The sequence below is a fragment of the Halanaerobacter jeridensis genome, from assembly GCF_016908315.1.
GTDB classification, from domain to species: Bacteria; Bacillota; Halanaerobiia; order Halobacteroidales; family Halobacteroidaceae; genus Halanaerobacter; species Halanaerobacter jeridensis.
Genome location: NZ_JAFBDQ010000011.1, coordinates 40,806 through 55,738 on the forward strand (window position 1 = coordinate 40,806; position 14,933 = coordinate 55,738).

Genomic DNA, 14,933 nt, shown 5'->3' on the forward strand with positions numbered 1-14,933 from the left:
AAATAAATGTTTAAATCTAAAGAAATAGTCATCATTACAATTCTTTTAAGTATATTGATGGTGCTAACTTCCTGTGGAACTGAGGAAGAAGAAGCAATGAAACCGCAGGAAGAACCACAAACTAAAATCAAAAAGATAGATTATCAAACTAAAGTTGAAGCAATAGATGAAGATGTGCACAAGATATTAAAGAATATCCGCTTAAAAAAACAAAAGTTAGGCAAAGATAAATCTGTAACTAAAATAAAGAAAACAGAACAGTATCAATTTGATTGGAGCTATAATACCTATCACCTGCAGGTGCCGTTATTTGGTGCTGCAGGAAGGTTGTTATCAGAGTATAGAACAGAAGTGATAAACAAGTTTAAAGAGCAATTTGAAGTAGTTGACCTAGAATGGGATAATCAACAGCAACAACGTCTAGTACTAAATATAGGTTTTAAAGCCCAGGATGAATTTAAATTAATCACTCATCAATTAGTATTTACTCAGCCGCATCCTAAGGCCAAAATGGCAATCATTATTGATGATTTTGGTTTTAATCGCCAAGGGACTCAGGGCATGTTAAGTATTAATCGTCCTTTGACAGCTGCAGTATTACCTTTTAGACCTTATTCTGAAAAAGACGCTAAATTAGCTAAAGCAGCTGGCTTAGAGGTGATCTTACATCAACCATTAGAACCAATTAGTCCCCAGGCTAATCCAGGGCAGGGAGCAATTTATACTGATATGGAAGAAGAAGAGATTAAGCAGACTTTTTTAAAGAATTTAAATAGCTTACCTAAGGTATCAGGGATTAACCATCATATGGGTTCTAAAGCTTCAGCAGACCCTAGGGTAATGAAGCAATTATTGAGTGTAGTTAAAGATAAAGATTTATTTTATGTTGATAGTAGTACTAGCCAGCATACTGTCGGAGCTAAAATAGCTCGTCAGAAGAATATCCCAACTAAAGAGAATCATTTATTTATTGATAACGTAGACAAGCAGCAAGAAATTGAAAAAATGATTTCACGCTTGTCTGAGGTAGCATTAGCCAAAGGAGAATTAATAATTGTGGGTCATGTCAAAAAGAATACCGCTCAAGCTATTAAAAAAATGATTCCGGAATTAGAAGAAAAGGGCATTAAATTAGTTTATGCCTCACAAATCGTGAATTAACTATAAGCATTCAGAATTCAACTTGTAGTTAAAACTTTAAAAACTAAAATTTTGCTAAAAATGAACTATATCTTTTAATAAAAAAGTAAAGCACCTACTATAGGTGCTTTATTTTAATTGATTTTAGAATATAATATCTTATAAAGAGGCTTTTTAGATTTTGATTTTAAAATGTTCCACTGTCTCTTACGAGTCTTAAAGTACAAAGACTCTCCCTCTATACTTTCAGCTAGGTTTTATGACCAATCTATATACAACAATTTTTGCTCATTTTATTACCAACTACTGTTTAACTGTTTTATATTATGGAGGTGTCAAAATGCCAGAATTCGAATTGCATTCTAAATATACACCTAAAGGTGATCAGCCAGAAGCCATCGACCAGTTAGCATCAGGGATTAAAGAAGGGATGAAAGAACAAACACTGTTAGGAGTAACAGGCTCAGGGAAGACATTTACTATGGCTAATGTAATTGAGGACGTGCAGAAGCCAACTTTAGTAATTGCTCATAATAAGACCTTAGCTGCGCAATTATGTAGCGAATTTAAAGAATTTTTTCCCGAGAATAGAGTAGAATACTTTGTGAGTTATTATGATTATTATCAACCTGAGGCTTATGTACCGCAAAATGATACCTATATAGAAAAAGATGCTTCAATTAATGAAGAAGTAGAGAAACTTAGATTAGCTGCTACTAGTTCGTTATTTGAACGCCGTGATGTAATTATTGTGGCTAGTGTCTCTTGTATTTATGGTTTAGGTAATCCCTCTGATTACTTAGATTTAACTTGTGAGTTAGAACGAGGTATGATTAAAGATAGGCAAGATATTATTAGAGAATTGATTAATATTCAGTATCAAAGAAATGATGTTGATTTTACTCGTGGTACTTTCCGAGTCCGAGGTGATACAATAGAAATTATTCCCGCCTATGAAGAGCGGGCTTATCGAGTTGAACTATTTGGGGATGAAATAGATCGGATTAGAGAAGTGGACACGGTTACTGGTGAAGTGCTAGGTGAATTAAAAGAATTAACTATTTATCCTGCCAGTCACTTTGTAACTCCTCAAGATAAGATTGAGCGAGCTCTTGATCAAATAAAATCTGAGTTAGAAGAGAGACTTAAAGAATTAAGAGATAAAGATAAATTAGTAGAGGCGCAGAGATTAGAAGAAAGAACTAGATATGATATGGAAATGCTAGAAGAGTTAGGGACCTGTAAAGGAATTGAAAATTACTCTCGCCATTTGCAAGGACGTCCACCTGGTTCAAGACCTCAGACATTAATTGATTATTTTCCTGATGATTTCTTAATTATGATTGACGAGTCTCATAAAACCATTCCCCAAATTGGAGGAATGTATGCTGGAGATAGATCACGTAAGGAAAGATTAGTTGAGCATGGGTTTAGGTTACCCTCAGCGATGGATAATCGACCATTACAGTATGATGAATTTGATAATTTAATCAATCAAGCAGTTTATGTTTCTGCTACTCCAGGTGATTATGAACGAGAGACAAGTGGGCAAGTAGTAGAACAGATAGTTAGACCAACGGGATTAGTTGATCCGAAAATTGATGTGAAGCCAATTGAAAATCAAATTGATGATCTATTAGGAGAAATTGAAGCAGTTGTAGCCCGTGATGAACGAGTTTTAGTCACAACTTTAACCAAAAATATGGCCGAAGATTTGACTGATTATTTGGCAGAAGCAGGAGTGAAGGTTAGATATTTACACTCTGATATCAAGACTATAGAACGCTTAGAAATAATTAGAGATTTACGCTTAGGTAAATTTGATGTTTTAGTCGGAATTAACTTACTGCGAGAGGGATTAGATATTCCAGAAGTGTCCTTAGTAGCTATCTTAGATGCTGATAAAGAAGGGTTCTTACGTTCAACTCGTTCTTTAATTCAAACCATTGGACGAGCTGCGAGAAATGTCAATGGACGAGTGGTAATGTATGCTGATAAAATGACAGATTCAATGAAAGAAGCTATTGATGAGACAAATCGCCGTCGTGAATTACAGGTTGAATTTAATCAAGAACATGATATCACCCCAGAGACAATTAGCAAAGAAGTTCGCGATGTGCTGCGGCCAGTAGATATGGTAGCAGAATCTTCTGGTGACTATAGTGTTGATGAGGAAGAACAAGAAGAAATGTCACAACAAGAGTTAGAAGATAAGATTAAAGAGTTAGAAATAGAAATGAAAGAAGCGGCGGATGAACTTAATTTCGAGAAAGCAGCAGAAATTCGCGATCAGATAAATGAATTGGAAGAAAAGATATAATTATAAGAGAGGAGTGTCAAAATGCAAATAGTAGTATTAGATGGACATGCTTTAAATCCTGGTGATTTAAGTTGGCAAGATTTAGCGGAACTTGGTGATTTAACAGTTTACGATAGAACTCCTAAAGATAAAATTAAAGAAAGAATAGCTGAGGCAGAAATAATTTTTACTAATAAAACGCCCTTGAGTGCAGAAGTTTTTAGAGATTGCCCTCACCTTAAATATGTGGGAGTCTTAGCAACAGGGTATAATGTGGTAGATGTAGAGGCAGCTCGAGAACATGATGTGGTAGTGACTAATGTTCCAGGATATGGGACGACTGCTGTAGCTCAACATACTTTTGCGCTCCTATTAGAAATGTGTAATCATGTAGCAGAACATAATCAGGCAGTTAAATCTGGAGAATGGAGTCAAGCGCCGGACTTTTGTTTTTGGACCTCTCCTGTGACTGAATTAGTGGATAAAAATATAGGTATTATAGGTTATGGTAGTATTGGTCAAAAAAGTGGCGAGTTAGCACAAGCCTTTGGAATGAATGTTTTAGCTTATGAACCGGGATTAACACAAGAAGAAACGCCGGAAGAAGTAGAAGCTGTGACCTTAGAAGAACTATGGGCCAAGGCAGATGTAATTACTCTGCACTGTCCATTATTTGATGAAACTAAAAAGATTATAAATGAGGAGACTATCTCACAGATGAAAGATGATGTGTTAATTATTAACACAGCGCGAGGAAAATTAATTAATGAACAAGATTTAGCGGCTGCTTTAAATCAAGGTCGCGTAGCCGGAGCCGCCGTTGATGTGTTAGCTAAAGAGCCAGCTCAAATGGATAATCCACTATTGAATGCAGATAATACAATTGTGACGCCTCATATTGCTTGGGCAGCCCAAGAGTCAAGACAGCGGTTGATGGATATTGCTGTTAATAATTTAGTACAATTTTTAGATGGTGATCCTATTAATATAGTTAATTAAGACTAGAATATATTTCGCTTATAGTCAAGAATAGGGAGTATTTTAAGAGAGTGATGAGTAGAAAAGTAAAAAGGTTTTGATTTTATGGTTTTTACTTATTACTCTTTACTTTTTACTTGTTACTATAAAGCGGCACGCAGGTGCCGCTTTATAACTATTTTTGAATAATCTCTGTTCGGTAACCATCAGGGTCAGTTAAGAAATAGTATCCTCCACTTGCTTCTTCATCTAAACTTTTTAGTTCACTCACTTCATAACCTAACTCTTTATGTCTTTGATAAGATTCTTCTAAATTATCCACTGTAGCAGCAAAATGGCTAAAGCCATTGCCGATAGTATATGGCTCTTCACGGTCGTAATTATATGTTAGCTCAATTTCAAAATCTCCTTCAGGGCTCTTCATATAGACTAAAGTAAATTCATATTCTGGGAAGTCTCTTTTTCTTGCTACTTCTAGATTTAATGCTTTCTGATAAAATTCAATAGATTCTTCTAAGTCCATCACTCGAATACAAGCATGCACAAAATTATAATCTTGGCTCATTTTTTTCCCTCCTAATATGATATTTGTAAAGCTCTAATTATAGTGTAGGTGATGACTACTTTAATTGTCAATAATAATTCTTGAGAAAATCGAGAAAAATTGCACCTTGTAAAAGTCATACTCAACTAAATGGATGTTAGTTCATTTTTCTATTTTTGATTTAGAATTATTTTAGTAGTTTAAAACTCCTAAATACTTTGGTATAATGAAACAAACTATTGTAGAGTAGAAAGGATGGAGTAGTAATATGGAATATATAAGTACGCGTGGAAACTATGATCAAGTATCATCAGCAGAAGCAATTCAACTAGGGATGGTTCCTAGTGGTGGATTATTTGTGCCGCAAGAAGTACCACAATTAAAGGAAGAGGAAATTTATCAATTTCAATCAGATAGTTATCAAACTATAGCTAAAAAAGTTTTAGCTAAATTTTTGAGTGATTATAATGCTCAAGAATTAGAGGAAATAGTAAATCAAGCTTATAATGGAGATAATTTTGCTACTGAAGAAATTGCTCCATTAGTTAATTTAGAAGAAGAACAGTATATTTTAGAATTATGGCATGGGCCAACTGCTGCCTTTAAGGATATGGCTCTGCAGTTAATGCCTTATTTACTGCAGTCAGCAATTGATAAAGTAGAGTTAGAAGAAGATGTTGTAATTTTAGTAGCAACATCTGGCGATACAGGTAAAGCTGCTCTAGAAGGATTTAAAGATTTAGACGGGATTGATATTATTGTTTTTTATCCCCAAGACGGAGTTAGTAAGATTCAAGAGTATCAGATGATTACAACTGAGGGAGATAATACTGCTGTAGTAGCAGTAGAAGGAAATTTTGATGACTGTCAAAGTACTGTTAAAGAAGTGTTTGGAGACCAAGACTTCAAAGAACTGTTAGAGCAGTCAGGTTATCGTTTTTCTTCAGCTAATTCAATTAATTGGGGGCGCTTAGTACCGCAGATTATTTATTATTTTGCTGCCTATGCTTATTTATTAAAAGATAATAAAATAGAGCCAGGCGAAGAGATCAACATTTCAGTGCCAACAGGTAATTTTGGTAATATCTTAGCTGGCTATTATGCTCATTCAATGGGATTACCAGTCAATAAATTTGTTTGCGCATCTAATGATAATAAAGTATTGACTGATTTCTTAGCCACAGGAGTCTATGATATTAACCGTGAATTTAAGAAGACAATTAGTCCTTCGATGGATATTTTGATTTCATCTAATTTGGAGCGTTTCTTATTTGAGATGACAGATCATGATGCTGAGAAGATAAACGAATGGTATCAGCAGTTGCAGGAAGAAGGTAAATTCGAGATTGATCAAAGAACGAAAGAGAAGATTAAGAGTTTATTTACGGGAGCATATGCAACTGAAGCAGAAACCAAAGAGACGATTAAAGAAGTGTATGAAAATAATGATTATTTATTAGATCCTCATACTGCTGTTGGTGTTGAATCTTATCGTAAAGCTTTAGAGGAATTATCTGAAGAAGAAGTAACGGTGATTGATTCTACAGCTAACCCTTATAAATTTAGTCGAGCAGTATTAGAGGCCTTGACAGGAGAAAAAAGAGAGGATAAAGATGACTTTGCTGTTTTAGAAGAACTACAAGATTTAACAGGTCAGGAAGCACATCGAGCATTACAAGGGTTAGATGAAAGAAAGATTAGACATCAAAGAAACTGTACTAGTAGTGATATTAAGGATGAGATTAAAGATATATTAGAGCTTAATCAGTAACTAGTAGTGAGTTAAGCAATAATTGCTGTATATAGATTGGGCAGCTAATAATGCGAAAAGTAGAGCGAATAGGGCTGTACGGAGTGTTTTTCGAATTTTAAAAACACGGAGGAGACAGGAAAAAGTAGTGATAAGAATAAAAACAAGTAAGATAGTGATTTTAGTTTCAGGAAGGTAATGTTGTATGTAGTGACTTGGCATTGCCAAGTCACTAGTTGTAAGGTAAAAGCAGTAACAAGTAAAAAAGAAACAAATAAAGAAGTGAAGAGAAAAAAATATAAAAACATTATTTTGTTTCAAGACTAAAATGGGGGAGATAAAATGAAGGAATTAGATGCTCGAGGCTTAGACTGTCCCGAGCCTGTAGTTAAGACAAAGCAGGCTTTAGGAGAAGCAGATAAAGTAGTAGTTAGTGTGGATGACCAAGTTCAAGCAGATAATGTAGCAAAATTAGCTAAAAAGTTGAATGCTGAAGTAGCTATTGTAGAACAAGAAGACCATTATCAATTAACGATTGAACAGCAAGGTGATGAGCAGGAAGGGACTGAAGAAGAGCAGTCAGGTAAAGTCTATTTTCTAACTAGTGATCCCCTAGGTGAAGGGGAAGAGAAATTAGGTACTATTTTAACCAAAGGATTTATTAGTACGCTTTTAGATGTTAGACCACTACCAGATAAGATAATTTTTATGAATAGTGGTGTGAAAATACCAACTTTAAATCAGCAAGCTATAGATGATTTAAAAGAATTAGAAGAGCAGGGAGTTAATATTTTATCCTGTGGGACTTGTTTAGATTATTATGAGATCACTGAAGAGTTAGCAGTTGGTGAAATTAGTAATATGTATGAAATTTTATCTGCTTTAAATTCAGGAAAAGTAGTAGAAGTTTAATGAAAGTAGCCTTAATTAGATGCTTAGAAACCGAAGGAGAATGCGGCGGGCGGCATTGTTTTCAGACTATAGAGAATAATGAAGGTGCTTTTAAAGAGATTGAGGAAGAGATAGAATTAGTAGGAGTCACCACTTGCGGCGGTTGTCCTGGGGATAATGTAGAGAAAAAAGTAAAATTAATGGTTGAGAGTAATGTTGATGCTGTAATTTTGGGTTCCTGCATTAAATTAGGGACTCCTATTGACTATACTTGTCCTAATTTTGAAAAGATTAAGCAGCAGATAAAAGCAGTTGATGAAGATATTAAAATTATTGACTGGACTCACTATGAGACTTTTAAAGAGGTTTTAGTGGATCGGATTAAAACTACCAATTTAAATAATATAGACAGATTTTTTACTAAAGGATTTAAACTTTAAAGGTAGTTGATATTTTAAAGCAGTGTTCATTTAAGGAGTTGAAGAAATAATGAAAGTAGCAATTATTCGTTGTTTCAAGAAAGAAGAGACCTGTATTGCTAAACCTTGTTTAGAATTAATTAAACAGCGAAAGAATCAGTTTTCAGAATTAGGAGAGATAGAATTAGTAGGATTAATTACTTGTGGTGATTGTCCGGGAAAGAAAGTTAGTATTAGAGCTCAGAATTTAATTGACGAAGGTGCAGAAAAAATAATTTTGACTTCTTGTTTAACTAAAGGAAGCTGTAGAGAAGATAAATGTTCTTATGTAGATAATATAAAAGATTCGTTATTGAGTGTAATAGATGAGGATAAACTTATTTTTGAAACATTGTAGTCAAAAAGAGGTGAAAATGATTTGATTTATTTTGATAATGCAGCAACTACCTGGCAGAAGCCAGAACAAGTATACCAAACCGTCGATGATGTGCTGCGTAATAAAAGTGGTAATCCCAGCCGCGGTAGCCATCAAATTTCTTTAGATGCTAGTCGGGTTATTTTTAAGGTGCGAAAGAAGTTAGCTGATTTTTTTAATATTCAAGATAGTAGTCAACTTGCCTTTACTAAAAATGCAACAGAGTCTAGTAATTTAATTTTTAAAGGATTCTTAAATTCAGGTGATCATGTAATTATTAGTAGTTTAGAACATAATGCTATTACTCGTCCTTTACATCGTTTAGAGGAAGAAGGAGTAATTGATTTAACTGTAGTTGATACAGAACAGGGCTCAGCTGAATTTTTGACGAGAATTAAAGAGGCAATTACTCCTCAAACTAAATTAGTAGCTTTGACTCATGCCTCTAATGTGACGGGTAATATTCTACCAGTTGCAGAAGTAGGAGACCTTTTAGCAGATAAAGATACTGCTTTATTAGTTGATGCTGCTCAAACGGCGGGGGTAGTTCCAATTGATATAGAGCAATTGAAAGTCGATTTTCTTGTCTTTACTGGACATAAAGCTTTGTTTGGTCCTCAAGGTGTAGGGGGTTTTTATTTTAATGATGATTTTGATTTAGAACCGCTATTAGAAGGAGGAACTGGTGGTAGTTCTAAAGAGAAATTAAATCCTGATTTATATCCCGATCAGTATGAGAGTGGTACTTTAAATACGGCCGGCATTGCAGGATTAGGTGCGGGTATAGATTTTATTAATCAAACTACTTTAACTCAGATTAGAAAACATGAAATGAGATTATTAGAGAAATTAACAGCAGGATTACAGCAAATTTCTGAAATAGAATTATTGACTTCTCAGATTAGTGAAGAACGAGTAGGAGTTACTTCGTTTAGAGTGCAGGGCATTGATGCTGTTACCGTGGGCCAATTATTGAATAGTGAATATCAAATTGCTGTTAGAACGGGACTTCACTGTGCGCCTTTGGCTCACCAAAGTATTGGCAGTTATGAGACAGGGACGGTTAGAGTTAGCTTTAGTTATTTTAATACACTAGTCGAGGTAGAAGAATTTTTAGATGCTTTAGAGGAGATAATTGATTTTAAATCGAATGATTAAGGAGGAAGATGATGACAGAAAAAATTAAACTAACGCAATATAGTTCGACATCTGGCTGAGCAGCTAAAATGGGCCCTCATGCCCTGTCGCAAGTTTTGCGACAAGTTGATTTTAGTTGTGATGACGAGAATTTAATAGTGGGATTAGATAGTGCTGATGATGCAATTGCTTATCAAATCAATCCCGAGCAGATAATGATTCAATCCTTAGATTTTTTCACTCCAATTGTAGATGATCCTTATTTGTTTGGACAGATTGCTGCTGCGAATGCATTAAGTGATATTTATGCTATGGGCGGTCAGCCGCTAACTGCAATGAATGTAGTTGGCTTTCCTTCTTGTCTTGAGGGAGAGATATTAAGTGAAATTTTGCAGGGAGGAGCAGATAAAGTTGCTGAAGCTGGAGCAATTATAGCAGGCGGTCATACAGTTGAAGATGATGAACCTAAATATGGTTTATCTGTCACAGGACAAACTAAACCCGGTCAGCTTTTAACTAATGATAATGCTCAAGCAGGTGATAAATTAATTCTAACTAAGCCCTTAGGCATGGGCATAGTATCGACTGCTATTAAAGGAGATATGGCTGACGAGGAAGTTGCAGAAAGAGTTATATCAGCTATGGCTAGATTAAATAATCAAGCTGTTAAGGTGATGCATGATTATGGAGTTAATGCTTGTACTGATATCACTGGTTTTGGTCTCTTAGGACACGCCTGGGAGATGGCGGAAGGTAGTAATCAGAAAATTGAAATTTCTGCAGCAGAAGTGCCGGTTTTTGGTGGCGTGATTGATTATGCTGAAATGGGATTAGTGCCGGGAGGTGCTTATAATAATCAGCAGTATTTAGAGCAACATGTTGAATTTGGCCCTGAAGTTGCTGATAGTATGATTGATATATTATTTGACCCTCAAACTTCAGGTGGTCTATTAATTTCTGTTCCTCAAGAGCAGGTGTCTGATTTATTAATTGAGTTATATGGATTAGGAGTAGATGATGCTGCAGTAGTTGGAGAAGTAGTAGCAGGAGAACCTCAGATTAAAGTGACTTAAGGAAAGGGATAGACTATGGAAGAAAAAAAGAAATATAATCTAATAGTATTTAATTCAACACATCATGCTTTAGCAGCAGAAGAAGAATTAAAGAATAAAGATTATCAAATTAAGGTGGTTCCAGTTCCACCAGAGATTTCTGCTGATTGTGGGATTGCAATTAAATTTAGTGAAAAGCAGAAAGAAATTGTAGATATTATAAAAAAATCTGCAATTGAATTTGCCGGCTGCTATCAGGTTATTAAGCAGGGATTAGAAAAAAGGATAAATAAAATTTAAAGGACTAAGGGGCCTTAGTAGGTCTCTTTTCTTATACTTTGATAATAAAAAAGGATAATTGTTGTTTTTGTTGAAATAAATAATTATTAGTTATATTTATTTATTTGAATTTCACAGTGAAATTAAAAGTGGGAGTGATTATTGTGCGGCTAGTTAGTGTTGATGAGCTAGAGCCAAATATGGAATTAGCTAAAACTATTTATGACAAAAACGATATACCAGTTTTAAAGAAGAATACTAAAAATTTAGATAAGTATGTGAATCATATTAAAAAATTGGGTATTTATTATGTTTATGTCCGAGATGAAATTTCTGAAAATATTGATATTGATTATATTGTAAAACAGAAGTTGAGACATCAAACTAAAAATTCGTTGAAAACTATAGCTGATGATTTAAAGGAAGGCCAGCGGATTGATTTAACAAAACTTAAACAGCAGATTAAAAAAATCATTGAAAGTATAGTTATAAATAAAGATAAACTTATTCATGTGCAAAGTGTTAGAAATAATGATGAATATGTTTTTGCTCATAGTGTGAATACTACTATTTTAAGTGTTAAAACTGCTTTGAATATGAATATGAATCGTAAGTTAGTTAAAGAATTAGCTTTAGGAACTATGCTGCATGATGTAGGTAAAATGAATATTCGCTCTACTGTACTAGAAAAGAAGGACGAGTTAAGCGAAAAAGAATATCAAGAAGTTCAAAAACATGTGGAGTATGGTTATGAGTGGTTAAGAAAAGAGTTTGATATACCTAGTTTAGCTAAATATATTGTTAGATTTCATCATGAAAAAACTGATGGTAGTGGATATCCTGAGGGAAGAAAAGAAGAAGAATTACATCAGGTTGTTAAGATTGTTTCTGTGTGTGATGTCTTTGATGCCTTAACTAGTGATCGTCCTTTTAGATTGAGATGGCCGAATAATAAAGCTTTAGATTTTATTATTTCTCATGGAGGAGTTACTTTTGATCGCGAAGTAGTCAAAGCATTTAAGGATGTAGTAGCATTATATCCTATCGGTACTAAAGTAACTTTAAATAATGGGCGTAAGGCTTTAGTAAGTGGACATAATGAATATTTTCCTGAACGACCTGAAGTTAAAGTTATTGAGAATGCTCAGGGAAATAAATTAGATAATCCTCACAATATTAATTTATTAGAAGCTAATGATTTAGTGGTTGTAGATTCTAATTTTTAAATAACGCTTTTTATTTTGAGTCCTCATTAATTGAGGACTTTATTTATTTTTTTGTACTTTTTTAGAAGATAAATTAAATTTAACGCATAATATTTTCACAGATTATTTTTAATTGAATATCTTATAATAGGTAAAAGTTAACTGCGGTTAACAATCTTAACTTTAGTTAAGTTAACAAAAGGAGGGGTGGAATTGAAATTGACGGAATTACCTTTAAAAAAAATAGGGGAAGTGGTTGATATTATGGCAGACCCTAATAAAAAAAGAAGGCTGCTGGATTTGGGTTTAACTGAAGGGACTGAGGTTATCCCAAAACGGAGAAGTCCTTCGGGAGATCCTACAGCGTTTTTGATCAGGGGGACTATTATTGCTTTAAGAAGTGAAGAGACTGACTTAATAGAAGTAGAAAAAAAGTGAAAGATGAAAATTTAAAAATGAAAAAATAAGGATTAAAAAGAGAAGTGGAATTAGTCATTTGCTGCAAGTGTTGCTAAGAAGTAAGAATAAATTAGAATAATAAAAAGGGGAGGGATTAGATGGGGTTAACAGCTCAATCTAGTGGTGTTAATTTGTTAAGAGAGTCTTTCAATATTGATGGAGACAAAAATAATCCAGTAGTCGCTTTAGCTGGAAATCCAAACACAGGCAAAAGTACTGTTTTTAACGGATTAACTGGTTTGAAGCAACATACTGGAAATTGGCCTGGTAAAACTGTTACTCAAGCTAAGGGGTACTATACTTATTTGTCGCAAGAATACACTGTAGTCGATTTACCCGGTACATACTCTTTATTAGCTAGTTCTATTGAAGAGCAGATTGCTCGTGATTTTATTTGTTTTGCCCAGCCAGAAGTAACAGTGGTGATTGCAGATGCAACAAACTTAGAAAGAAATCTTAATTTGCTTTTACAAGTAACAGAATTAAGTGAACGGGTAGTACTTTGCTTAAATTTGATGGATGAGGCGGAAAGAAAAAATATCAAAATTGATTTAAATGGTTTAGCAACTGATTTGCAAGTTCCGATTGTACCTACTATAGCGAGGGATGAAAAGGGTTTAAGTGATTTAAAAAAGGTTATAGATAAAATAGTTAATCAAGAAGTTCAACTAGATCCAATTAAAATTAAATATTCATCTAAAATAGAAGAAAAGGTGGAAAAAATTGTCCCGGAATTAAATAAACAATTTCCCAATTTAAGAAAGAATATTAATATAAGATGGCTAGCTTTAAGATTATTAGAAGGAGATAGAACGATTTTTGAAACTTTGGAGGAGTGTTATGATGTTAATTTAAAAAACAAAAAAGTTGTTGAAAGGAGGCAGTAAAAATGAGTAGGCAGCAACAATCTACAATTTTTAGTAAAATAGATAATTTAGATATAAATCATGAGCAAATACGTGATGAAATGGTTAAAGATATTTATGATACAGCAGAAGAAATAGCAGAGAGAAATATTGCTTCCAGTGAGGTTGAAAAAGAAAGTTGGGGAGAAAAGTTTGATACTCTTTTGACTTCTAAGTGCTTAGGATTTCCAATGATGCTCTTGATGTTAGGGATAGTATTTTGGGTTACTATTGTAGGGGCTAATTATCCTTCGGCTATGTTGGCTAAGTTTTTATTTTGGATAGAAGGACATTTGAGTAACTTGTTTGTAGCACTTCAAGCTCCAGAATGGCTGCATGGGATGTTAATTAAAGGTGTGTATCGAACTTTAGCTTGGGTAATATCTGTTATGCTACCGCCGATGGCTATTTTTTTTCCTATTTTTACTTTGTTAGAAGATTTGGGTTTATTACCACGGGTAGCATTTAATCTTGATAATTTCTTTAAAAAAGCGGGGGGCCAATGGTAAACAGTCGCTGACAATGAGTATGGGGTTTGGCTGTAATGCAGCCGGAGTAATTGCTGCTCGGATAATTGAATCACCGCGGGAAAAATTGATTGCTATTTTAACTAATAATTTTGTGCCGTGTAATGGGCGGTTTCCGACTTTGATTATCTTAGCAAGTCTTTTTATGGGGAGTATCTTAGGTGGAGTCTATAATTCTTTCATCGCTGCAGCAGTAGTAGTTGCTTTAGTTTTAGTGGGGATAGCTGTTACTTTATTTATCTCTTGGTTACTATCTAAAACTTTATTAAAGGGAGTGCCTTCTTCATTTTCTTTAGAATTGCCACCTTACCGGAAACCCAAAATCAAAGAAGTATTACTTCGTTCTTTTATTGATCATACATTGTTTGTATTATGGCGGGCAATAGTTGTAGCAGCTCCAGCTGGTTTAATAGTCTGGATTTTTGCCAATATGAGTATTGGTGAGTTAAGTTTGATTCAGTATGTAGCTAATATTTTAGATCCTTTTGCTCTTTTAATTGGCCTAGATGGAATTATTTTATTAGCGTTTATTCTGGGACTGCCGGCTAATGAAATTGTGCTACCGATATTAGTAATGAGTTACTTATCGGCAGGAGCAATGTTAGAACCAAGTAGCAGTGAATCGCTTAAAACTATTTTAGTAGATAATGGTTGGACTTGGGTTACTGCTCTTTCAACAATGCTATTTTCTCTATTACATTTTCCTTGTGGTACAACATTATTAACGATAAAAAAAGAAACTGATAGTTTAAAATGGACTATTTTTGCTGGATTAATGCCTTTAGCAGTAGCTGTAGTAGTTTGCTTTTTATTTACCCAAAGTATTAATTTGTTTTTTTAGAATATATTATTAAAAGGAGTCATAAATAATCTTAAGAAATTTTAAATTATTCCGCCACAACTATTTGCCGTTAACTATGAATGATTGCTAGT

14 protein-coding genes and 1 pseudogene are annotated in these 14,933 nt (G+C 34.1%); 14 read left to right on the top strand and 1 reads right to left on the bottom strand.

From position 1 onward, the window contains the following. The first annotated feature begins 6 nt into the window (after positions 1 to 6). From JOC47_RS10685 to JOC47_RS10695, 3 genes are all read left to right on the top strand, one after another. Positions 7 to 1,161, top strand: coding sequence for a divergent polysaccharide deacetylase family protein (locus tag JOC47_RS10685; protein WP_204702064.1), 1,155 nt, complete (start codon positions 7 to 9; stop codon positions 1,159 to 1,161). 319 nt (positions 1,162 to 1,480) lie between these two features. Then, positions 1,481 to 3,460, top strand: coding sequence for an excinuclease ABC subunit UvrB (uvrB, locus tag JOC47_RS10690; RefSeq protein WP_204702065.1), 1,980 nt, complete (start codon positions 1,481 to 1,483; stop codon positions 3,458 to 3,460). Between the two features lie 21 nt (positions 3,461 to 3,481). Continuing rightward, positions 3,482 to 4,438 (top strand): D-2-hydroxyacid dehydrogenase, encoded by a 957-nt coding sequence (locus JOC47_RS10695; RefSeq protein WP_204702066.1) that lies wholly within the window; start codon positions 3,482 to 3,484, stop codon positions 4,436 to 4,438. Positions 4,439 to 4,592: 154 nt separating this feature from the next. Here JOC47_RS10695 and gloA read toward each other — a convergent pair whose 3' ends face one another. Then, positions 4,593 to 4,982, bottom strand: coding sequence for a lactoylglutathione lyase (gene gloA, locus JOC47_RS10700; RefSeq protein WP_204702067.1), 390 nt, complete (start codon positions 4,980 to 4,982; stop codon positions 4,593 to 4,595). A gap of 247 nt (positions 4,983 to 5,229) precedes the next feature. Here gloA and thrC point away from each other — a divergent pair, with 247 nt between their 5' ends. From thrC to JOC47_RS15975, 11 genes and pseudogenes are all read left to right on the top strand, one after another. Beyond that, complete coding sequence (gene thrC, locus JOC47_RS10705) at positions 5,230 to 6,732, top strand: threonine synthase (protein ID WP_204702068.1); 1,503 nt, start codon at positions 5,230 to 5,232, stop codon at positions 6,730 to 6,732. Between the two features lie 321 nt (positions 6,733 to 7,053). After that, complete coding sequence (gene yedF, locus JOC47_RS10710) at positions 7,054 to 7,623, top strand: sulfurtransferase-like selenium metabolism protein YedF (protein WP_204702069.1); 570 nt, start codon at positions 7,054 to 7,056, stop codon at positions 7,621 to 7,623. After that, positions 7,623 to 8,042, top strand: a complete 420-nt coding sequence (locus JOC47_RS10715; protein WP_204702070.1) for a CGGC domain-containing protein — start codon at positions 7,623 to 7,625, stop codon at positions 8,040 to 8,042. Before yedF ends, JOC47_RS10715 begins: the two co-directional genes overlap by 1 nt. Before the next feature lie 49 nt (positions 8,043 to 8,091). After that, on the top strand, positions 8,092 to 8,418 hold the full coding sequence (locus tag JOC47_RS10720; protein ID WP_204702071.1) for a CGGC domain-containing protein: 327 nt from the start codon (positions 8,092 to 8,094) through the stop codon (positions 8,416 to 8,418). Positions 8,419 to 8,439: 21 nt separating this feature from the next. Continuing rightward, on the top strand, positions 8,440 to 9,594 hold the full coding sequence (locus JOC47_RS10725) for an aminotransferase class V-fold PLP-dependent enzyme (protein ID WP_204702072.1): 1,155 nt from the start codon (positions 8,440 to 8,442) through the stop codon (positions 9,592 to 9,594). 11 nt (positions 9,595 to 9,605) lie between these two features. Further along, the gene (gene selD / locus JOC47_RS10730; protein ID WP_204702073.1) at positions 9,606 to 10,646 is read left to right on the top strand and encodes a selenide, water dikinase SelD; all 1,041 of its coding nucleotides are present in this window, start codon (positions 9,606 to 9,608) and stop codon (positions 10,644 to 10,646) included. Positions 10,647 to 10,661: 15 nt separating this feature from the next. Beyond that, a complete protein-coding gene (locus tag JOC47_RS10735; RefSeq protein WP_204702074.1) occupies positions 10,662 to 10,925 on the top strand; it encodes a putative Se/S carrier protein in 264 nt (87 codons plus the stop codon). A 143-nt stretch (positions 10,926 to 11,068) separates the two neighbouring features. After that, positions 11,069 to 12,130, top strand: a complete 1,062-nt coding sequence (locus JOC47_RS15745) for an HD domain-containing phosphohydrolase (RefSeq protein ID WP_204702075.1) — start codon at positions 11,069 to 11,071, stop codon at positions 12,128 to 12,130. A 186-nt stretch (positions 12,131 to 12,316) separates the two neighbouring features. After that, positions 12,317 to 12,547 (top strand): FeoA family protein, encoded by a 231-nt coding sequence (locus JOC47_RS10745; protein WP_439109075.1) that lies wholly within the window; start codon positions 12,317 to 12,319, stop codon positions 12,545 to 12,547. 119 nt (positions 12,548 to 12,666) lie between these two features. After that, a complete protein-coding gene (locus tag JOC47_RS10750) occupies positions 12,667 to 13,455 on the top strand; it encodes a FeoB small GTPase domain-containing protein (protein WP_204702077.1) in 789 nt (262 codons plus the stop codon). 2 nt (positions 13,456 to 13,457) lie between these two features. After that, a pseudogene (locus JOC47_RS15975) lies at positions 13,458 to 14,841 on the top strand (nucleoside recognition domain-containing protein). Positions 14,842 to 14,933 lie beyond the last annotated feature (92 nt).